General features: G+C 58.2%; 17 protein-coding genes and 1 tRNA gene. 5 read left to right on the forward strand and 13 right to left on the reverse strand.

Annotated elements, in window-relative coordinates; all coding sequences use genetic code 11:
- Positions 1 to 15: 15 nt before the first annotated feature.
- Complete coding sequence (gene mltF / locus FHR87_RS02900) at positions 16 to 1485, forward strand: membrane-bound lytic murein transglycosylase MltF (RefSeq protein WP_183165224.1); 1470 nt, start codon at positions 16 to 18, stop codon at positions 1483 to 1485.
- 69 nt (positions 1486 to 1554) lie between these two features.
- Here the strand turns inward: mltF and ybaK are convergent, their stop codons facing one another.
- Positions 1555 to 2025: a Cys-tRNA(Pro) deacylase gene (ybaK, locus tag FHR87_RS02905; protein WP_183165427.1), complete on the reverse strand. Its 471-nt coding sequence runs from the start codon at positions 2023 to 2025 to the stop codon at positions 1555 to 1557.
- A gap of 53 nt (positions 2026 to 2078) precedes the next feature.
- On the reverse strand, positions 2079 to 4373 hold the full coding sequence (metE, locus tag FHR87_RS02910; protein WP_183165225.1) for a 5-methyltetrahydropteroyltriglutamate--homocysteine S-methyltransferase: 2295 nt from the start codon (positions 4371 to 4373) through the stop codon (positions 2079 to 2081).
- A 206-nt stretch (positions 4374 to 4579) separates the two neighbouring features.
- Between metE and metR the strand changes: the two genes are divergently transcribed.
- The 3 genes from metR (at position 4580) to FHR87_RS02925 (ending at position 9543) form a co-directional block, all read left to right on the forward strand.
- Positions 4580 to 5503 carry a transcriptional regulator MetR gene (gene metR / locus FHR87_RS02915; RefSeq protein WP_183165226.1) on the forward strand — a complete coding sequence of 308 codons (924 nt, stop codon included), beginning with the start codon at positions 4580 to 4582 and terminating at the stop codon, positions 5501 to 5503.
- A 117-nt stretch (positions 5504 to 5620) separates the two neighbouring features.
- Positions 5621 to 7279, forward strand: a complete 1659-nt coding sequence (locus FHR87_RS02920; protein ID WP_183165227.1) for a VRR-NUC domain-containing protein — start codon at positions 5621 to 5623, stop codon at positions 7277 to 7279.
- The gene (locus FHR87_RS02925; protein ID WP_183165228.1) at positions 7276 to 9543 is read left to right on the forward strand and encodes an ATP-dependent DNA helicase; all 2268 of its coding nucleotides are present in this window, start codon (positions 7276 to 7278) and stop codon (positions 9541 to 9543) included. Before FHR87_RS02920 ends, FHR87_RS02925 begins: the two co-directional genes overlap by 4 nt.
- 1 nt (position 9544) lies before the next feature.
- On the opposite strand, the gene putP is transcribed toward FHR87_RS02925, so the two are convergent.
- On the reverse strand, positions 9545 to 11029 hold the full coding sequence (gene putP, locus FHR87_RS02930; protein ID WP_183165229.1) for a sodium/proline symporter PutP: 1485 nt from the start codon (positions 11027 to 11029) through the stop codon (positions 9545 to 9547).
- A gap of 216 nt (positions 11030 to 11245) precedes the next feature.
- Between putP and FHR87_RS02935 the strand changes: the two genes are divergently transcribed.
- Entirely contained in the window at positions 11246 to 12109 is an 864-nt protein-coding gene (locus FHR87_RS02935; RefSeq protein ID WP_183165230.1) for a DUF6279 family lipoprotein, read from the forward strand.
- 149 nt (positions 12110 to 12258) lie between these two features.
- Here the strand turns inward: FHR87_RS02935 and nadA are convergent, their stop codons facing one another.
- The 10 genes from nadA to tolR form a co-directional block, all read right to left on the reverse strand.
- Positions 12259 to 13317 carry a quinolinate synthase NadA gene (nadA, locus tag FHR87_RS02940; RefSeq protein ID WP_183165231.1) on the reverse strand — a complete coding sequence of 353 codons (1059 nt, stop codon included), beginning with the start codon at positions 13315 to 13317 and terminating at the stop codon, positions 12259 to 12261.
- 210 nt (positions 13318 to 13527) lie between these two features.
- On the reverse strand, positions 13528 to 15021 hold the full coding sequence (locus tag FHR87_RS02945) for an acetyl-CoA hydrolase/transferase family protein (RefSeq protein WP_183165232.1): 1494 nt from the start codon (positions 15019 to 15021) through the stop codon (positions 13528 to 13530).
- Between the two features lie 217 nt (positions 15022 to 15238).
- Positions 15239 to 15314: transfer RNA gene (locus FHR87_RS02950), tRNA-Lys, on the reverse strand.
- A gap of 58 nt (positions 15315 to 15372) precedes the next feature.
- Positions 15373 to 16047 carry a 7-cyano-7-deazaguanine synthase QueC gene (queC, locus tag FHR87_RS02955; protein ID WP_183165233.1) on the reverse strand — a complete coding sequence of 225 codons (675 nt, stop codon included), beginning with the start codon at positions 16045 to 16047 and terminating at the stop codon, positions 15373 to 15375.
- Positions 16048 to 16089: 42 nt separating this feature from the next.
- Entirely contained in the window at positions 16090 to 16737 is a 648-nt protein-coding gene (queE, locus tag FHR87_RS02960) for a 7-carboxy-7-deazaguanine synthase QueE (protein WP_183165234.1), read from the reverse strand.
- Positions 16738 to 16840: 103 nt separating this feature from the next.
- Complete coding sequence (ybgF, locus tag FHR87_RS02965; RefSeq protein ID WP_183165235.1) at positions 16841 to 17650, reverse strand: tol-pal system protein YbgF; 810 nt, start codon at positions 17648 to 17650, stop codon at positions 16841 to 16843.
- A 6-nt stretch (positions 17651 to 17656) separates the two neighbouring features.
- Entirely contained in the window at positions 17657 to 18199 is a 543-nt protein-coding gene (gene pal / locus FHR87_RS02970; RefSeq protein WP_183165236.1) for a peptidoglycan-associated lipoprotein Pal, read from the reverse strand.
- 57 nt (positions 18200 to 18256) lie between these two features.
- Positions 18257 to 19558 carry a Tol-Pal system beta propeller repeat protein TolB gene (gene tolB / locus FHR87_RS02975; protein WP_183165237.1) on the reverse strand — a complete coding sequence of 434 codons (1302 nt, stop codon included), beginning with the start codon at positions 19556 to 19558 and terminating at the stop codon, positions 18257 to 18259.
- Positions 19555 to 20856, reverse strand: a complete 1302-nt coding sequence (gene tolA, locus FHR87_RS02980) for a cell envelope integrity protein TolA (RefSeq protein WP_183165238.1) — start codon at positions 20854 to 20856, stop codon at positions 19555 to 19557. The genes tolB and tolA overlap by 4 nt, the downstream gene beginning before the upstream one ends.
- A complete protein-coding gene (tolR, locus tag FHR87_RS02985; RefSeq protein WP_183165239.1) occupies positions 20853 to 21305 on the reverse strand; it encodes a protein TolR in 453 nt (150 codons plus the stop codon). The genes tolA and tolR overlap by 4 nt, the downstream gene beginning before the upstream one ends.
- Between the last annotated feature and the right edge of the window lie 2 nt (positions 21306 to 21307).

Here is a 21307-nt window from a genome sequence, read left to right on the forward strand (position 1 = left end):
GTATAATGCGCGCCCATGTCTGTCTCAACTTCCTTCAGCAAACCCTGCGCCAAGTGGCTAGCGGTACTTGGAATTCTTCTGTTGCTCGGCAGCTGCGTGGAAAAACCCACTCAGCTCCAACGCATTCGGGAGGAAGGTGTGCTGCGCGTGATCACTCGCAACACACCGACCACCTACTTCCAGGATCGCAATGGCGAAACCGGCTTCGAATATGAGCTGGTCAAACGTTTCGCCGAAGGCCTGGGCGTTCGCCTGCAGATCGAGACAGCCGACAACCTGGATGATCTATTCGGCCGCCTCGGCCGCCCCGGTGGCCCGTTACTGGGCGCGGCCGGCCTGATCGCCACCACAAGCCGCGAAGGCCGGGTACATTTCACCCGTCCCTATCTCGAATCCACGACTCAGGTCATCTACCACCGCAGCCAGCGACGCCCGAGCACGCCTAAAGACCTTATCGGCAAGCGCATCCTGATCTTGAAGGGCAGTACCCAGGCCGAAGCGCTCGCCAGGCTCAAAGTCGAGCTGCCGGAACTCAAGTACGAGGAATCCAACGAGGTCGAAAGTGCCGACCTGCTGCGAATGGTGGACGAGGGCCAGATCGACCTGACGCTGGTGGAATCCAACGAACTGGCCATGAATCAGTTCTATTTCCCCAACGTCCGCTCGGCATTCGAACTCGGCGAGCAGAACAATCTTTCCTGGGCAGCGGTGTATGGTGAAGATCGTAGTCTGCTGGAGGCTGCCAACGATTTTCTCGCCAAGGCCATTACAGACGGCACCATCAAGCGCCTGAGCGAGCGTTATTACGGCCATGTCGAGACGCTCGGCTATGTGGGAGCCTACGATTTCGCTCAGCATCTGCGTCAGCGTCTGCCACGCTACGAGAAACATTTTCGCGAAATCGGCCGGCAGCACGGCATCGATTGGCGGCTGCTCGCGGCCATCGGCTACCAGGAATCCCTGTGGCAGCCCACGGCTACCTCCAAGACTGGCGTGCGTGGCCTGATGATGCTGACTCAGCGCACCGCCGAAGCGATGGGGATACGCGATCGGCTCGATCCAGTGCAGAGCATCAAGGGTGGTGGCAAGTATTTTCTGGAAGTCCATACCGGCTTGCCGAAAAACATCCTCGAGCCAGACCGTACCTGGTTTGCCCTGGCAGCCTACAATGTCGGCATCGCCCATCTTGAAGACGCACGCGAGCTGGCCAGGGCAGCCGGCCTGGACTCTACCAAGTGGCTGGATGTGAAGCAGATGCTGCCACGCCTGGCACAGAAAAAATGGTACAGCAAGACCCGTTACGGTTATGCCCGCGGCGGCGAGCCGGTGCATTACGTTGCCAATATCCGCCGCTACTACGACATCCTGACCTGGATGACCCAACCACAGCTGGAAGGCCGTCAGTTGGCCCAGAGCGACCTGCATATTCCCGGCCTCAACAAGACCAAGGTCAGGGATGTGCTGGAGAACCTGCCGCCGCTCTAGTTACAAGCTGCAAGACAAGGGAAAAGCGTTACGCGCCGAAGCGTCTGGCTGCAGACCTCGCAACGCCCATCAACTGCGGGCAATGGGCGCAAACGCGGCACCCGTATGACCAGCCAGCACCTGGGCCTTGAGCTCCACTTCCAGCCCGCGCCGACCAGCACTGACGAAGATGCTCGGCAACTCCCGGGCCGATTCGTCGATGAAGCTGCGCAGGCGCTTCTTCTGGCCCAACGGACTGATGCCGCCGACCAGATAGCCAGTAGCACGCTGGGCCTCCTGCGGGTCGGCCATGTCTACCTTTTTCGCCCTGGCGGCCTGGGCCAGCGCTTTCAGATCGAGCGTACCCGCTACCGGCACCACCGCTACCAGCAGCTCGCCTTTCTCGGTTCGCGCCAACAGCGTCTTGAAGACCCGTGCCGGCTCCAGACCAAGTTTTTCCGCCGCCTCCAGACCATAGGAAGCAGATTTCGGGTCGTGCTCGTAGCTGTGCACCCGGTATTCGGCACGGGCCTTCTTCAAGAGATCGATAGCTGGGGTCATGATCGGCATGAGTCGCAAAAAAGCCTTACCTTAGCCGAAAATACCTCGCGCGTTCAGGCCTGCTGCTCACGCAGTGTGCGCGCCGCTGCCACCATGTTCGCCAGTGCAGCCTCGGTTTCCGGCCAGCCACGGGTCTTCAGTCCGCAATCGGGGTTCACCCACAACCGCTCGGCAGGAATATGCTCGGCAGCCTTTTTCAGCAGTGCCAGTATTTCCCCAACCTCAGGTACGCGCGGCGAGTGGATGTCATATACGCCCGGCCCCACTTCATTGGGATAAGCGAAGGCACGGAAGGCTTCCAGCAACTCCATCTGCGAGCGCGATGTCTCGATGGTGATCACATCGGCATCCATCGCCGCGATGGCATCGATGATTTCGTTGAACTCGCTGTAGCACATATGGGTATGGATCTGCGTCTCGTCGCGTACTCCCGAGCTGCACAGGCGGAAGGCTTCCACTGCCCACTCCAGATAGGCTTTCTGGTTCAGCTTGCGCAGCGGTAACCCTTCTCGAAACGCCGCTTCGTCGATCTGGATGATACCGATACCGGCCGTTTCCAGATCCTGTACCTCGTCACGAATCGCCAGGGCCAGTTGGCGTGCCTGAGCTTCGGGAGCGATATCCTCACGCGGGAAGGACCACATCAGCATGGTCACCGGCCCGGTAAGCATGCCCTTCATCGGTTTGTTCGTCTGCTGCTGGGCGTAACCGATCCAGTCCACCGTCATCGGCCTGGGGCGGCTCAGATCGCCATAAATTACCGCCGGCTTGACGCAGCGCGAGCCATAGCTCTGCACCCAACCGAAACGGGTGAACAGATAGCCATCGAGCTGCTCGGCGAAGTATTCGACCATGTCGTTACGTTCGGCCTCACCGTGGACGAGCACATCCAGCCCGAGTTTTTCCTGAACGGCCACTGCGTGACGAATTTCCGCCTGCATCGCCTCCTGGTAGTCGGCACCGGACAGCTTACCCTGCCGAAAGGCCTGACGCGCCTGACGGATGGCAGGCGTCTGCGGGAAGGAACCGATAGTGGTGGTCGGAAACAGTGGCAGCTTCAAACGCTCATGCTGCCGGGTGATGCGCTCGGCAAACACCGCCGCCCGCTGGGCATGGCGAGACCGGATCGCGGCCAGACGCTCCTGCACCTGCGCCTTGTGAATACGGGGCGATTGCTTGCGGCTGTTCTGTACCTTGCCGCTTTCACTCAACGCAGCCTGCACCTCGGCGGATTCCGGCGCATTGACTGCCTGTGCCAGCAGGGCCACTTCCCTGCATTTCTGTACTGCGAAAGCCAGCCAGCTTTTCAGTTCGGCATCGAGCTGGTCTTCTCGTCCCAGATCCACGGGGCAATGCAGCAGCGAGCAGGAGGGTGCGATCCAGAGCCGCTCACCCAAACGCGCTGCAGCATGCCGCAGTGTTTGCAGCGCCTTGTCCAGATCACAACGCCAGACATTGCGGCCATTGACCACTCCCAATGACAGCACTTTATAGGCCGGCAGCCGGTCGAGAATCAGCGGATATTGCTCCGGCGCACGCACCAGATCGACATGCAATCCATCCACCGGCAGGCTAGCGGCCAGGCCGAGGTTGTCTTCCAGTCCACCGAAATAGGTAGCGACCATCTTCTGCAAAGGCGAGCGTTGCAGTAGGTTATAGGCCCGCTCGAAAGCGTTCTTCCAGGCTTGTGGCAGGTCCAGTGCCAGGATGGGCTCGTCGATCTGCACCCACTCGATACCTTGTGCAGCCAGGCGGTCGAGGATTTCGCCGTAGACCGGCAACAAGCGGTCGAGCAGTTCCAGTCGATCGAAGTCGCTACCCTTGACCTTGCCCAGCCAGAGATAGGTCAAGGGGCCAATCAGTACCGGTTTGACCTTGTGCCCGAGCGCCAGTGCTTCATCGACTTCCTCGAACAGCTGCGTCCAGGACAGACTGAATTGCTGGTCGGCGGAAAACTCCGGGACCAGGTAGTGATAGTTGGTATCGAACCACTTGGTCAGCTCGCTGGCCGGACCGCCCTGCCCGCCACAACATTGCCCACTCACCCCACGCGCCATGGCGAACAGCGTATCCAGAGTCGGTTCACCAGTGGCGGGACGAAAGCGCGAAGGAATCACGCCGAACATCAGCGAATGAGTCAGCATCTGGTCATACCAGGCGAAATCGCCGACGGGCAGCCAGTCCAGGCCGGCCTCTTTCTGCAATTGCCAATGGGTGGCCCGCAGATCACGGCCAACCTGGCGCAAGCCGGATTCATCCAGCTCACCTTTCCAATAGGCCTCAAGGGCTTTTTTCAGCTCGCGGTCGCGGCCGATACGCGGGAAACCCAGCGAATGGGCAATAGCCATGGTTTTTCTCCAGTCAGTATTCGACAAGGTTGGAGATTCTCCGCACAACCGTTCAATGAAACAAACTCAAGTATTTCTATTTGATTATCAAAAACCCTCATACTCAATCATTGACCCCATTCTGCAGTCTATGACAACTGCCTCTCTCGACAGCCTTCACCCCCTGCAACAAACTAGCGTCCAGATCAGCTATCCCGGAGCCATGCATGCTGGAAATTCGTCACCTGAAGACGCTTCATGCTCTACGGGAAACCGGCAGCCTCGTCGAAGCCGCAGAACGACTCCATCTAACCCAGTCGGCGCTGTCTCATCAGTTCAAGGAACTGGAGGAGCGTCTCGGCCTGCAACTGTTCGTGCGCAAGACCAAACCGGTACGCTTCACCAGCGCCGGGCTGCGCCTGCTGCAACTGGCCGATACCCTGCTGCCGCAGTTGCGCAGCGCAGAGCGCGACATGGCGCGATTCGCCGGTGGCACCGCCGGGCGCCTGCATATGTCCATCGAGTGCCACAGTTGCTTCCAATGGCTCATGCCGACCATCGATCAGTTCCGCGATGCCTGGCCCGAGGTGGAACTGGACCTGGCGTCGGGGTTTTCCTTTGCGCCATTGCCGGCCCTGGCGCGCGGCGACCTGGATCTGGTGGTGACGGCCGATCCGATCGAACTGCCGGGTATTGCCTACGTGCCGCTGTTCACCTACGAAGCGTTGCTGGCCATGGCCAACCAGCATCCCTTGGCGTCCCGTACCGCTGTCAAGCCCGAGGATCTGCTCAACGAAACCCTGATTACCTATCCCGTGGAACGGGATCGACTGGATATCTTCACGCGTTTTCTGGAGCCAGCCGACGTGGAGCCGGCCCAGGTGCGCACGTCTGAACTGACAGTGATGATGATGCAACTGGTGGCATCCGGACGTGGCGTATGCTGCCTGCCCAACTGGGCGCTGCATGAATACAGCGCCCGAGGCTACGTCACGGCCAAGCGACTGGGCGAAAAAGGCCTGTTCGCCACGCTGTATGCCGCCATTCGCGAGGACATGCTCGATGCGCCTTTCATGCGCGACTTCCTGCTGACCGCCAAGGACACCTCGTTCGCCACACTGGAGGGCGTCAGTGCCGCCATCAGGAGCTGAACCGCCCTTTCGGCAAGTCATCTTTCGCCATTGATCGAACGAACATTGCCAAGCGCCAGCCTAACTGTATAAATCACCAGCCGGAACGAACCCGCTCTTTCGCGATACGAATGTTTGATGCGCCAGACCCTGGATAATCCCTTCTACTATCTCGACAACTTCCGCCAGGTGCTGGCCTGGATCGGCGAGCACCACGGGGACTTGCTGGAAGATGCCGAGCGCACCCTGCTCGATCGCTTTCCACAACTGCCGCAGAACGCCCAGGCCTTGCTGGTACGCATGGTGATGCGCAAAGGCACGCTATTTCGTGCCAGCCGCCTGAGCTACACGGAAATCGGTTGCCCGCAAGCAGCAGCCAGCCCGCTGCTGGCAGAAGGCTGGATCGGCGTTGCACCACAGCTCGACCTGCAGCAACTGTTCAAGCTGCTGACCAAGAGCGAACTCATTCGAGCGCTGGACGAAATCCCATCACCCTTACGCAAAGCCGCGACGAAAAAAACCGAACTGCTGGCAGCCCTGCAACATTTGCAGGATGCATCGCGCCCGTTTGCCGAGTGGTGTCCGGCGCATGGCGAAACGATCTACGAGCTGCGTATCGACGCACTGTGCCAGCGCCTGCGACTGCTGTTCTTCGGTAATCTGCGCCAGGACTGGAGCGAATTCGTCCTCGCCGACCTCGGCATCTATCGCTACGAACAGGTGGCCTTCTCGCCGACCTCACGGGCTTTCCAGAGCCGCCGGGACGTGGATGATTACCTGCACCTGCATGCCTGCCGCGAACGCTTCGAGGCCGGCGAATCACTTGCCGCCTTGCTGAATGACATTCCCCGGCAAGCCTACTCCAGCGCCTGGCTGGAAGGCCGGCGCGGCAAACTGCTGCTGCGCATCGGCCAACAACTCGAACGTGATGGCGAACTCGACCAGGCGCTGTGCATCCATGTCAGCCACCGCTACCCTGGCGCGCGAATTCGCGCCATTCGGGTGCTGGAACGCAGCGGTCAGCTACAGGCTGCGCTGGACCTGGCCCGGCAGGCCGATGCCGAACCGGAAAACGAAACCGAGGCGCAACAACTGCAACGCATTCTGCCGCGCCTGCAGCGAACTCTCGGCCTACCACCTCCAGCCCGCCGAACAGGCACGCCACTGGAAACCATCGAACTGATGTTGTCCCGGCCTGCTGCTGGCACCCGTGTGGAATGGGCCGCGCTCGAACACCTGAGCCAACCGGACGCACCGGTACACTATGTGGAAAACGGCTTGCTCAACTCGCTGTTCGGCCTGCTCTGCTGGGAGGCGATCTTCGCCCCGCTACCCGGCGCCTTCTTCCATCCGTTTCATGCCGGGCCGGCGGACCTGCGGCGCCCGGATTTCTTCAGTCGCCGCGCCGAATTGTTCGCCAACTGTCTGCGAGCTCTGGATGATGGCAGCCATGCCGAGCGTATTCGTCGAACCTGGCGCGACAAGCATGGCTTGCTTTCGCCTTTCGTCTACTGGGGATTGATGGATGAAGCTTTATTGGAGCTGGCCCTGGCCTGCCTGCCAACTACACACCTGAAGATCTGTTTCGAACGCCTGCTGCACGACGTGCCGAACAACCGCTGCGGCCTGCCGGACCTGATCCAGTTCTGGCCAGCCGAACGCCGCTACCGCATGATCGAAGTGAAAGGCCCCGGCGACCGCCTGCAGGACAACCAACGTCGCTGGTTCGAGCATGCCAGTCGCCATGGCCTGCCAGTTGCGGTCTGTCAGGTGCGCTGGGCAGGCGAACCCGCTTGAACTACCGGATCGCGGTCCGCGCACTCTGCGAATTCACCGCCAAACAGGGTGATCTGGATCTGCGCTTCACGCCCTCGCCCACTGCCCAGGAAGGTATCGCCGGGCATGTCTTGATCGCCTCTCGACGCGGCGACGGCTACGAAAAGGAAATCCCGCTCACAGGCCAGTACCTGGATCTGCAGGTATGTGGCCGTGCCGATGGCTACGATCCCACGCGCAACCGACTGGAGGAGATCAAGACTCATCGCGGCGACCTGACCCGCCAGCCGACCAATCACCGTCATCTGCACTGGGCCCAGGCGAAGCTCTATGGCTGGCTACTATGCCAGACACGCAAGTTGGCCGAGATCGAACTGGCACTGGTGTATTTCGACATTGTTGCGCAACGCGAGACGCTGCTTGTCGAGACCCACACCGCCGAGGATTTACGGCGATTTTTCGAAACCTGCTGCCAAGCCTTTCTCGCCTGGGCCGAACAGGAACTGCAGCATCGCACCGAACGCGACCAGGCCCTGGCCACGCTGCGCTTTCCTTATGGCGAATTCCGCCAGGGCCAGCACCAACTGGCCGAAGCCGTGTACAAAGCGGCCTGTACCGGTACGCATCTGCTGGTACAAGCACCTACCGGAATCGGCAAGACCCTGGCGACGCTGTTTCCGCAGTTGAAAGCCATGCCCGGCCAACGCCTGGACAAACTGTTCTTCCTCGCCGCCAAGACTTCCGGCCGACAACTGGCGCTGGATACGCTGTACCTGCTCGATTGCCCGGCTTTGCGAGTGCTGGAACTGGTAGCGCGGGACAAAGCCTGCGAATACCCGGACAAGGCCTGCCATGGTGACTCCTGTCCACTGGCCCTGGGCTTCTACGACCACCTACCGGGGGCCCGGGAACAAGCCGCGCGACACAATCTGCTCAACCAAATGGCACTGCGCGATATCGCCCTCGCCCACCGCATCTGCCCCTACTACCTGAGCCAGGAAATGGCGCGCTGGGCCGATGTGACAGTCGGTGACTACAACTACTATTTCGACCAGAACGGCCTGCTCCATGGTTTGACGCAAGCCAACCAATGGCGCATCGGCGTGCTGGTGGACGAAGCGCACAACCTGCTGGAACGTGCCCGCGGCATGTACAGCGCCGGGCTGGATCAGCGCCACTTTGCCGAAATACGCCACACAGCGCCGGAGCCACTGAAGCAATCACTGGCGCGCATCCAGCGCCAGTGGAATGCGTTGAATCGTGAACAGAAGACGCTCTACCAGGTAGACGCCGAATTGCCGGACACGCTGCTCCTCGCCCTGCAACAGGCCATTGCGGCGATCAACCAATACCTCAACGAGCATCCGCTCGGGCTGGGCGCCGATTTGCAGGGCCGCTACTTCGACGCCCTGCAGTTCGGCCGCATGGCCGAATCATTCGGCCCGCATTCCTTGTTCGACCGGACGCTGCTATCGGAACACAAATCCGGCCGTACACCACGCTCGCTGCTCTGCTTGCGCAATGTGCTTCCCGCGCCCTTTCTCGCCCCACGTTTCACCTCGGCGCGTTCCTGCGTGCTGTTTTCCGCTACCTTGAAACCCTGGAATTTCTACCGCGATACCCTGGGCCTGCCGCCAAACACCATTCACCTGGAAGTGGATTCGCCATTCCAGGCCGATCAGCTCGCGGTGCATATCGCCCGGCGGATTTCCACCCGCTACCCGGATCGCGCCGCCTCGCTGCAACCCATCGCACAATTGATGGCCGCCCAGTACCACGAGCGCCCCGGCAATTACCTGGCCTTCTTCAGCAGCTTCGAGTATCTGCAGCAGGTGCTGGCGGTATTCACCGAGCGTTCTCCAGAGATTGCGTACTGGACCCAAACCCGCGCCATGCAGGAAAACGACCGCACGGACTTTCTCGCGCGCTTCGTCGCCGGTGGCCAGGGTATCGGCTTCGCTGTACTCGGCGGCGCTTTCGCCGAAGGCATCGACCTGCCGGGCGAGCGTCTGATCGGTGCCTTCATCGCTACCCTCGGACTACCTCAGATCAACCCGGTGAACGAGGAAATGCGCCAGCGCATGCAAAAAATCTTCAGCGCCGGCTATGACTACACCTACCTCTATCCGGGCTTGCAGAAAGTCATCCAGGCGGCCGGTCGAGTGATTCGTACCCAGCAGGATCGAGGGGTGATTCATTTGATCGATGATCGGTTTGCTCAAGCGCGAATCCGGCAGTTGTTACCGGCGTGGTGGAGGATCGATAAGCATGACAAGCCTGGTTGAATCAGCCTGCTCGAAATTCCCGATTCGCAGCCTCGAAACACTGCTGGACCGCAGCCGGCGGTGCTTTATCCAATAGACTCACCCCCAGAATTGCCAGACTGGCCAGCGCAAACCCCGGAATGATCTCGTATAGTCCCAACCCGATGAATGACTTCCAGACCACGACCGTTACGGCACCGACCAGCATGCCAGCCAACGCGCCGTTGCGGGTCATGCGCTGCCACACAAGCGAGATCAACACCACGGGACCGAAAGCAGCGCCAAAACCGGCCCACGCATAGGAAACCAGACCGAGCACACGACTGTCGGGGTTGGCGGCAATCCCGATGGCAATCAGTGCGATCAGCAGAACCATGGTACGACCGACCCAGACCAGTTCTCGCTGCGCAGCATGCGGGCGCAGGAAAACCTTGTAGAAATCCTGGGTCAGTGCGCTGGAGCTGACCAGCAATTGCGCGCTAAGCGTACTCATCACCGCCGCCAGCACGCCGGAGAGGATCAGCCCGGCGATCCAGGGGTTGAAGAGAATCCGAGTCAGCTCCAGAAAAACCCGCTCGCCGTTCTGACTGACCGGACCGGCCAGCTCGGGATGTTCAGCAAAATAGGCGATGCCAAAGAAGCCCGTCGCCACGGCACCGCCGAGGCAGAGAATCATCCAGGTCATACCGATGCGGCGAGCGTTCGGGATGCTTTTCAGTGAATCGGCAGCCATGAAGCGCACCAGGATATGCGGCTGACCAAAGTAACCCAGGCCCCAGCCCAGCAGAGAAACGATCCCCACAAAGGAAAGATTCTTGAACATATCCAGCCGCGAGGCATCCTGTGCCTCGATGATATGCAGGGCAGCGCCAGGATCGCCCAGCGCAAGAACGACGAACACGGGTGTAAGCAGCAGCGCCAGGATCATCAGACTGGCCTGTACCGTATCGGTCCAGCTCACGGCCAGAAAACCGCCAATGAATACGTAGAAAATCGTCGCCGCTGCACCCACCCACAGTGCAATGCCATACGGCATATCGAAGGTGGACTCGAACAGCCGCGCACCTGCCACTACGCCGGATGCGCAATAAATGGTGAAGAACACCAGAATCACCAAGGCGGAAAAAATGCGCAGCAGGCGACTGCGATCTTCAAAGCGATGTGCAAAATAGTCTGGCAGAGTCAATGCATTGTGATTGTGTTCGGTATGCACGCGCAGGCGCCCGGCCACGACCAACCAATTGACCCAGGCGCCGATGATCAGGCCGATAGCGATCCAACTTTCCGCCAGCCCCGCCACGAAGATCGCGCCTGGCAAGCCCATCAGCAACCAGCCACTCATATCCGAGGCGCCTGCCGACAAGGCGGTAACCAGACTGCCGAGACTGCGCCCGCCAAGAATGTAGTCGGAAAAATCCCGTGTGGCACGCCAGGCCCAGAAGCCGATCAGAATCATTCCCAGGATATAGAGGCTGAAGGTAATAAAAATTGGATTGTTCAGGGTCATGGCCATTTCCGTTCGGATTCAATTGCGCCCCGGTGAGCCGCAAGACGAAACTGATCCGTACTCGAAGGAGAAAGGACGAAGTGTAACGACCCTGCTGAAGCTCCCCAAAGAGTCGTCAAATCACAAGCGATATATCCCCCCAATCCGTCCGGAAAGGCGAGTTCTTTTGCTGTAACGAAACTCTAAATCAGCACTCCATGCCATAGAGAAACCTGCATGCGCAACAGAAAAGCATTCACCGGCAAAGCAGGCGTCTACCTGCTGCTCACCATGCTCCTGCTTGCCTCATGCAGCCGGATCACCCTGATTTATCGCAACCTCGATACCCTCATTTACTGGTCGGCCCTGGATTATGTGGACATGACCGATAGCCAGAAGCGTGAATTCAAGGCGCGCTTGCAAAAGCATCTGGCTTGGCACTGTACAACCCAGTTGCCACTGTATCTGGACTCGTTGAAAAAACTGCAGACAGAACCGGTCACCCACGCCTCACTGCAACGACGCTACGACGAGGCCAAGGCAGCCGCCACCAGCATCGCGGAGGAAATCACGCCCTCTATGGTTACGCTACTGCAAAGCCTGAGCGACAAACAGGTCGAGGAACTGGGTAAGGCGTTGCACGATAAGCAGCAAGAACGAATCGAAGAGTTCGTCGAACCACCGTTGAACAAACAGATCGCCAAACGAGCCGAGCGTATGGAAGATCGTCTGGAAGATTGGCTCGGCGACCTCAACAAGGCGCAGCGGCAACGCATCCTGCAATGGTCACGCACTCTGGGCGACCAGAATAGCCGCTGGGTAGCCAGCCGGGCGCAATGGGACAAGACGCTGCTCGCTACGCTGAGCAAGCGCCGGAGCCCAGAGTTCCCGCAACAGATCGCTCGGCTACTGCAAACGCCAGACTCCTCCTGGAGCCCGGCCTATCGGGTAATTCATGAGCGTAACGAGCAGGCAGGAATCGATCTGGCGTTCGATCTCCATACCCTGAGCGACGCAGGCCAACACCAGCATCTGGCGGCCAGGCTCGACAGTATTCGCCAGGATCTGGCCAACCTGAAGTGCTTGCAAGAAACCCGTTAAGATCGGTTGACGCGACACCAGACAAAACAAGCTCAGGAGCCTGAGCTCAGGGAAGATTGCACGGATAGTTTTTCGTCCAGCCTGCGACCTTCTAGCGGCTTTCACAACTGCCAGCCATGGGCCGAAGTAAAGTGAAACTCCCTCACCGATCAGGCATTGCCAGTAACGGCCAGGCGAGCTTCGCTGGTGAACTTCAGCATACGCTCGAGCGGCTTGATGGCTCGCGGGATAAGTGCCGGATCGACGGAGACTTCGTTGCTACCCTTGCGCAGGCACTCCAAAACTCGCTCCAGCGTATTCATCGCCATCCAGGGGCAATGGGCACAGCTTCTGCAGGAAGCGCCATTACCAGCTGTCGGTGCCTCGATGAACTGCTTGTCCGGACAGAGTTGCTGCATCTTGTAGAAAATGCCTCGATCGGTAGCCACGATGAAGGTCGAATTCGGCAGAGTCTGCGCAGCCTTGATCAACTGGCTGGTCGAACCCACCGCATCGGCCAGCTCGATCACCGATTCCGGCGACTCAGGATGTACCAGGATTGCCGCATCCGGATAGACAGACTTCATGTCCGCCAGCTGTTTCGACTTGAATTCTTCATGGACGATACAGGCACCCTCCCATAGCAGCATATCGGCGCCGGTCTCTTTCTGGACATAGCGGCCAAGATGCTTGTCCGGCGCCCAGATAAGCTTCTCGCCGTTATCCATCAGACTCTCGACGATCTCCAGCGCACAACTGGAAGTCACCACCCAATCCGCACGCGCCTTGACCGCGGCGGAAGTATTGGCATAGACGACGACGGTGCGCTCCGGATGCGCGTCGCAGAAACTTGAAAAGTCTTCGACGGGGCACCCCAGATCGAGAGAACAAGTCGCTTCGAGCGTCGGCATCAGGATGCGTTTTTCAGGACTCAGGATCTTGGCCGTCTCACCCATGAAACGCACTCCGGCCACCACCAGGGTCTGTGCCGGATGATTACTGCCGAAACGGGCCATTTCCAGCGAATCGGCAACACAACCGCCGGTGCTTTCGGCAAGAGCCTGGATAATCGGGTCCGTATAGTAATGCGCCACCAGAACGGCATTCTGCCGCTTCAACTCAGCCGCAACCTCCTCTTGCAGATGAGCTTGCTGCTCAGGGGTCAAGCTATGCGACTGTCGGGCATCCAAGTGTGCCTGGACCAGTATGCGTTCGGGTATCTGCGTCATCTTTCGCGAGCCTGCATGCGATATTGCACGAGAACAAATTATAACACTGACCGAAAACAGCAGGCTGCCCGGAAGCTACCAATGGACAGTACAGCCAGGATGGCTCCAAAAACGCAAAGAACTGAAAAACACAAGGGGGATCGGCCTATATCTCCGATCCCCCTTGTTCGAGAACGCTTACCGGCAATCAGCGCCAGCAAACTTCAGGCATCACCTGGGCAGCATGGTACCGTGCTCTTCCAGATTGATATGCCAGCTCAGGGCTTCCTTCAGTATGTGCGGGGTCTGTCCCCCCTTGGCACTGGCTGCCTCGAAATAGGCATTCAGTGCGTCGCGATAGGCGGGATGTACACAATTATCGATGATTGCACGGGCACGCTCCCGTGGCGCCAGGCCACGCAGGTCGGCCAGGCCCTGCTCGGTTACCAGAACATCCGCATCATGACCGGTATGGTCGACGTGACTGACCATGGGCACCACGCTGGAGATAGCATCATTCTTGGCGGTGGATTTGGTCACGAAGACGGCGATGTGTGCGTTACGGGCGAAGTCGCCGGAACCACCGATGCCGTTCATCATCTTGCTGCCGTTTACATGAGTCGAGTTCACGTTACCGTAGATATCGAACTCCAGCGCAGTATTGATACTGATGGTGCCGAGGCGCCGGACGATCTCCGGAAGGTTGGAGATCTCCTGCGGACGCAACACCAGACGGTCCTTGTATTCATTGATGTTGCCGAAAACCCGCTCACCACAAGCAGCCGACACGGTGATGGAACTGGCTGAAGCGAATTTCAGCTTGCCCGCATCGAGCAATTCGAAGGTGGAGTCCTGCAAGACTTCCGAATACTGGACCAAATCGGTGAAAGGCGATTTGATCAAGCCACTGGTCACGGCATTAGCAATAGTACCGATACCGACCTGCAAAGGGCGCAGGCTGTTGGGCAGACGACCGTCCGTCACTTCCTTCTTCAGGAAGTCGATCAGGTGGTCGGCGATCGCCTGGGTTTCGTCATCCGGCGGCTGCACATTGGAAGGCGAATCCGACAGATCGCTGAAAACAATGGCGACGATCTTCGAGGGATCGACCTCGATGGCGGTGGTACCGATACGGTCTTCAGGACGTACCAACTTGACCGGCGTGCGATTCGGGCGCTCTTCCGGAATATAGATATCGTGCAACCCCTCCAGATCAGGGCTGAGCGTGGTATTGATTTCAACAATGACCTGCTTGGCGAATTGCACGAAGCTGGCCGAGTTGCCCACCGAAGTCGTCGGCACGATATGCCCTTTTTCGGTGATAGCGACAGCCTCGATCACTGCGATGTCAGGCCTGGGAATCTGATAGTTGCGCATCTGCTCGACGGTTTCCGAGAGGTGCTGATCGGTGAACATCACCTTGCCTTCGTTGATCGCCTTGCGCAAAGTATTATCAACCTGGAACGGCATGCGACGAGCCAGGGCACCGACTTCAGTAAGCTTCTTGTCGATATCGTTGCCGAGGCTCGCACCGGTAACCAAAGTGATCTTCAGCGGATTGGTCTTGGCTTGCTCGACCAACGCCAGCGGCACGGCTTTCGCCTCCCCCGCACGCGTAAAACCACTCATGCCGACAGTCATACCATCTTTGATCAGGGATGCAGCTTCTGCGGCGCTCACCACTTTACTCTGCAGGGAAGCAAGCCGAATGCGATCAGAACTCATAGAGGGCCTCGAGGCTACTGTTGTAGGAAGGACTACAGTCTAACTACAGACTAGATGCTAGTGGTTACTTCGTTGCTCAGACATAGGTCGTATTGGGGCTTTCGTATCTGATAGCAACAGATAACGACAAATGGCAACATCTAGCGCCAAAACATCAATAAAAGCCCAAACGAAAAAGCCGGAAGACACTGATGTCTTCCGGCTTCGATGATAATACTGGTGGGTCGTGTAGGATTCGAACCTACGACCAATTGGTTAAAAGCCAACTGCTCTACCAACTGAGCTAACGACCCTGAACGGGGACGCATGATACTGATTTGATTGAGCAAATCAACCTTTAAGACAAAAAAATCACGAATATCGGGTTGGATCGACCAGTCCCGCCTCAACGAAACCGGCGGCCCGCAAGCGACAGCTGTCGCATTTGCCGCATGCCCTACCCTTATTGTCGGCCTGGTAACAGGAAACTGTCAGCCCATAGTCGACGCCGAGTACTGATCCTGCCCGAATGATCTGCGCTTTGCTCATGCTCTGCAGGGGAGCCTGCACCTTGAATTCATTTCCTTCCACACCAGCCTTGGTCGCCAGGTTCGCCAGTTGCTCGAAGGCAGCGATGAACTCAGGACGACAATCCGGGTAACCAGAATAATCCACGGCATTCACGCCGATAAAAATATCCTGTGCACCCACTACTTCTGCCCAGCCCAGGGCAAGTGCAAGAAACACCGTATTCCGCGCGGGCACATAGGTCACCGGAATACCTTCGGTAGGCTCTTCGGGAACGGAAATTCCAGTATCGGTAAGGGCAGAGCCACCAATGCCATCCAGGGCCAGACCAATCACCTTGTGCTCGATCACGCCCATTTGCCGGGCGATTCGCTCGGCAGCCTGCAACTCCACTCGGTGTCGTTGCCCATAATCGAAGCTCAAGGTATGGCAGGCATAATCATCAGCCTGCGCCATCGCCAACACAGTTGCGGAATCAAGTCCTCCGGATAGCAGGACAATCGCTTTTTTACCCTTCATTGAAAGTCTCCGAAGCCTCAACAGATATCGATGGGCTTGTCGTCACCGCCCGGGTTCGTCTCGCCACAGCAACTTATGCAATTGCAATTGAAAACGTACCGGCAGATTGTCTGCCACGATCCAGTCGGCCAGCTGACGCGAATCGACCTGCCCATGGCTGGGGGAAAACAGAATTTCGCCGACTCGATCACTGAGATGAAATTCGCTCATCTTCAGGACAGCCCAGTCATAGTCTTCACGCGAACAAATGACGAACTTGACCTGATCGTTGTCAGTAAGGTGATCGAGGTTCTCGTAGCGGTTGCGCGACGCTTCGGCAGAACCGGGCGTCTTCAGATCGACGACCCGGCTCACTCGCGAATCAACCCTGGATATATCCAGGGCTCCGCTGGTTTCCAGAGAAACTTCATACCCGGCATCGCACAGGCGTGTAAGCAAGGGCAGACAGTTCGGCTGGGCCAATGGCTCGCCTCCGGTCACACACACATAACGCGGCCGATAGCCAGCCACGCACGTTAGAATATTGTCGATAGATCTGACCTGACCGCCGCCGAAGGCATAGGTCGTATCGCAATATTGGCAACGCAGGGGACAGCCGGTGAGGCGCACGAATACCGTCGGCAGGCCGATGGTTCGTGTTTCCCCCTGCAAAGAATAAAAAACTTCGGTAATACGCAGGGTTTCTTGCATGGTTAGCCACGGGCGTGACAGCGGGACAGGCCATCCGCCTCCGTTGCGGGAAAGGCGGGAATTCTAACCGAAAACCCGAAATACAGGGTCAGTCAATGAGGACTCAGTGCCCTAGCTGTCTCTGCGCCAACTGAGCAGCAGAGGTATTGGGATATTGGGCGACGACCTGACGAAGAATACCCTTGGCCTTTTCGGCATTACCGAGCCGCTGCTCGATATCTGCCAGTTTATAAAGGGAATCAGGCACCTTGGGATGGTTCGGGTAAACCTGACTGACTTTGGCAAAAGCCTGCCCTGCCCCTTGCAGATCACCTTTGGCCAGGTTCACTTCGCCCAGCCAGTATTGTGCGTTCCCAGCATATTGGCTGTTGGGATACTTGTTGAGAAAAGCACCGAATGCCTGGCTGGCCTTGTCGAAATCCTTCGCCTTGATCAGGTCGAAAGCCGCCTCATAATAGATTTTTTCTTTCGCTGGATCACTAGCCAGAGCGCCAGCTGCCTGCTGCGGCTGATGACTGATGGGAGCCTGAGAGGCTCCATTGGCATCAATCGCGCCTGACGGCGCCTGACCCGAGCTGGGCATAGGTGTACTCAGACGTCGATCAAGCTCTTGATAACGCTCCAACCCCTCGCGCTTGAGTTGCTGGATTTGATTCTGCTGTTCTTCGAGCATGCCACGCAGTTGCGTGATTTCATCCTGCATCTGCTGCAACTGCATGAATAGCATGCCTTGCGCAGAAGATGGAGTATTGGCACTACCTGCATAAGCGCCGCTTGTTCCTTGCGTCGATCCGGATGAATAGCCAGTTCCCCCACTTTGCTGGGGTCGGCTGCTGTCCATAATCGGTGCCTGTGCGTTTGCCAGACAAGAGATCGCTGCCACAAGAGCTGGAGCAAGACGGCGCTTTTGCATGATCAATTACTTGTGTAGTTCGACACGACGATTCTGGGCCCAGGCTTGCTCATCGTTACCGAAGGCAGCCGGACGCTCTTCACCGTAGGACACCAGTTCCAGTTGAGCAGGCGATACGCCTTGCAGCACCAGATAGCGCTGGACGGCCTTGGCACGACGCTCGCCAAGAGCCATGTTGTACTCACGCGTACCGCGCTCGTCGGTATGGCCTTCCAGCACGACACGAGCGCCATTGGCTCTCAGATCGCGGGCATGCACATCCAATGCACGCATGGCTTCGGGCTTGAGATCGGAACTGTCGTATTCAAAGTAGAACGAGGTAATGGCTCGCAGGGCGGCTTCTTCACCACCCAGGCTGCTATCGAGACCGCCACTACCGCCTGCACCCGAACCGGAGCCGGAGCCGTAACCGGCATTCGGATCGACACCCAGGTTGCTGCCATCCGTTGCACCTTCCCCGGAAGCATCGCCGCCTTTCGAAGAACAGCCGGCTGCCACGGCCAGGGCAAGAGCCAACAGAGCGACCTTACCAAATTTCAGCGTTTCCATGATTTAACCCCAAAGATACTGTGTGTTCATTGCGTTAAGTGCTTTCTTATAGCCGTTTCAGTTCGGGAAAGGGGACCAGGAAGGCTCACGGATCTCGCCTTGGACAGTCGGAAGAGGAACCCTCACGCGCCCATTGGTGGACACGAGCATCAGGACTCCCCGCCCCTGCTGACGGGTGGCGTAGATTAGCATAATGCCATTAGGCGCAACAGTGGGAGACTCGTCGAGGCTGGTCTCGGAAAGAATGCGCAAGTTACCGCGCTGCAGGTCCTGCGCTGCAACTCTGAAGACAGCATAGCCCTCCTGGCGATGGATCATCACCAGGGTCTTTTCATCGGCGGAAAGCTTTGGATTGGCATTGTAATTACCGGTAAAAGTAACCCGTTCCGCAGTCCCGCTACCAATATTCATCTTGTAGATCTGCGGCTTGCCAGCACGATCCGAAGTGAAGTAGATCGTCTGCCCATCCTTGCCCCAGAAGGGTTCGGTATCGATCGACATGCTATTGGTCACACGGCGAATCTGCTTGCTGGCCAGGTCCATCACGTAGATCTCTGGGTTACCGTCACGCGATAGCACGAAAGCCAGGCGACTACCATCGGGAGACCAGGCCGGTGCGCCATTCAATCCTTCGAAATTGGTAACCTGCTCGCGGCGACCGGTATCGATATGCTGGATGAAGATACGTGGCCGTTTCTGCTCGAACGATACGTAGGCTATGCGGCGACCATCGGGCGCGTAGCTGGGTGACAGGATAGGCTCGCGCGATTGCAACAGCGTCACAGAGCGGGCGCCATCGTAATCGGAACGCTGCAAGGTATAGCGTGTGTTATTGCCTCCCAGGCGTTCGGCAATCACATACAGCAACTTGGTGGAGAAAGCGCCACGGATACCGGTGAGTTTCTCGAACGCCTGGTCAGAAATATGGTGCGCCATGTCCCGCAACTGATCCGGGCTGCCTCCCACGCTACCACTGGTGACCTGCTGCTGGGTCGCCACATTGAGCAACGCGAACTGCACCTGCAAGCGACCACCGGCGGGTGCGATGTTGCCGACCAGCACGTATTGCGCACCCAGGGCCTGCCAGTCACGGTAGACAACATCGGCTGCCTGGGACGGACGACCGATCATATTCTGCGCCGGTAGCGGCTCATACAATCCGGAGTTGCGCAGATCATTGCCAATGATCGTGGCAATTTCCTCGGGCAACGGAGTCCCCCCCTGCCAACCGAATGGAACCACAGCAATGGGGATGGCGCGATTGGAACCGCTGGTAATCAGAATATTCTTCTCCTGGGCCACGGCAATACCGGCGACACAGCAAAGAACCACAAGCAACCCTCGAAGCATGTTGATCACAAATCCAGATCCTCAGGCGTGAATGTCATCTTGAACGAACGGTAGGGATTGAATTCATTTGCCTTCAATCCCTGCATTTCAGTGATACGGCCCACGTTGCGCACTGCACTGACCGCAGAATTGTCGAACATCTTGTCACCGCTGGATTTCATCACATTGGCATTGGTAATGGTGCCATCCGGCAGCATGCTGATCTGTACTGTCACGCTCATGCCGTTGCGCGCCGAGGGCGGACGGCTCCAGGCTTCGGAGACATAGCGCCGGATCAGATCGTCGTAGCTTCCCGTTACCTGGTCGCCCCGGTTATCGGCGGACGCCTGCTGGCGCTGTACATCGCTACCCAGCAATTCGGCCAAAGCCTGGGCCTTTTTGTCCTCCTGCGCCTTGCGTGCAGCATCTGCCGCTGCTTTCTTCCTGGCCTCTTCACCAGCAGCCTTCTTCTTGGCGGCCTCGTCGGCAGCTTTCTTTTTCGCAGCGTCTTCAGCGGCTTTTTTATTGGCAGCTTCTGTAGCCTCCTTCTTCTTCGCAGCCTCCTCTGCGGCAGCTTTCTTCCTAGCGGCCTCGTCAGTCGCTTTCTTTTTGGCAGCTTCCTTGGCTGCCTCTTCTGCCTCTGCTTTTTTCCTGGCCGCTTCGTCAGCCGCTTTCTTCTTCGCCGTTTCCTCGGCGGCTTTTTTCTGCGCAGCCTCTTCTGCTGCTTCTTTCTTGGCTGCCTCCTGTACAGCACGCTTCTTCGCTATTTCAGCCTGTTCTACTACTTTTTTCTGGGCATCGGCTTCTGCCTTCGCCTTGGCTGCCGCCGCCTCTTTCTGTTTCTGGGCTTCAGCCTGTTTTTGAGCCTCGGCGGCCTTCTGGGTGGCAGCAGCTTTTTGTGCATCGGCAGCTTTTTGCGCCTCATCGGCAGCGGCCTTGCGAACCTCAGCCTGCTTCTGGGCCTCGGCAGCCTTCTGCGCCTGATCCGCTTTTCGAGCATCCTCGGCTTTCTTTTGTTCCGCCGCCCTGGCTGCCGCAGCCTGGCGCTGCTGCTCGATTTTTTTCTGCTCCATCTGCTCGATTTCATACTGGCGAGCAGCGGTCTTTTTTGCTTCTCCAGCGATTTTCTGGTTGGTCTGGGTGGTGGCCGGGCTTTGCGATTTCAGTTGATAAAGCGTGGCCTGCACAACCGGTTTCGCCGGTGGCAATTCGGGAGCCTTGGAGAAGCTGACAAAGAGCATGCCGAAGATAACGACATGCAGGGCGAGCGCCAGCAGGGTCGGCCAGAAATAGCTTTCCGCAGAGGAATGCTCACGCTGCTGCATCATGGCGCCTCGGTAATCAGCCCGACATTACCGACACTGGCTTGCTGCAAACCGCCCATGACCGCCATGACCGCACCATAGTCCACAGCCTTGTCGCCTCGCACGAAGACCTGAACCTGCTTACCCAAACTACGGTTCTGGTTCATGATCGCCGTCACCTCGCTGACCATTTCATTGAGCGTCAGCGCCGTATCCTGGGCCGTATCGGTATCCACCTCGCTCCCCATGTTCCAGTAGTAGGTCTTGTCAGCCTTGATCGAGATGGTCAGAACCTGAGCGTTGTTATCCTGCGGCAAAGCTTCGCTGCTGACTTTCGGCAGATCAACCTTGACGCCCTGATTGAGCATGGGTGCCGCCACCATGAAGATGACCAGCAGCACCATCATCACATCGATGTAGGGCACCACGTTCATCTCGGCGACGGGTTTACGTCTGTTGCGGATTCTGGCCATGA

It is taken from the genome of Azomonas macrocytogenes, assembly GCF_014191985.1.
GTDB lineage: Bacteria > Pseudomonadota > Gammaproteobacteria > Pseudomonadales > Pseudomonadaceae > Azomonas > Azomonas macrocytogenes.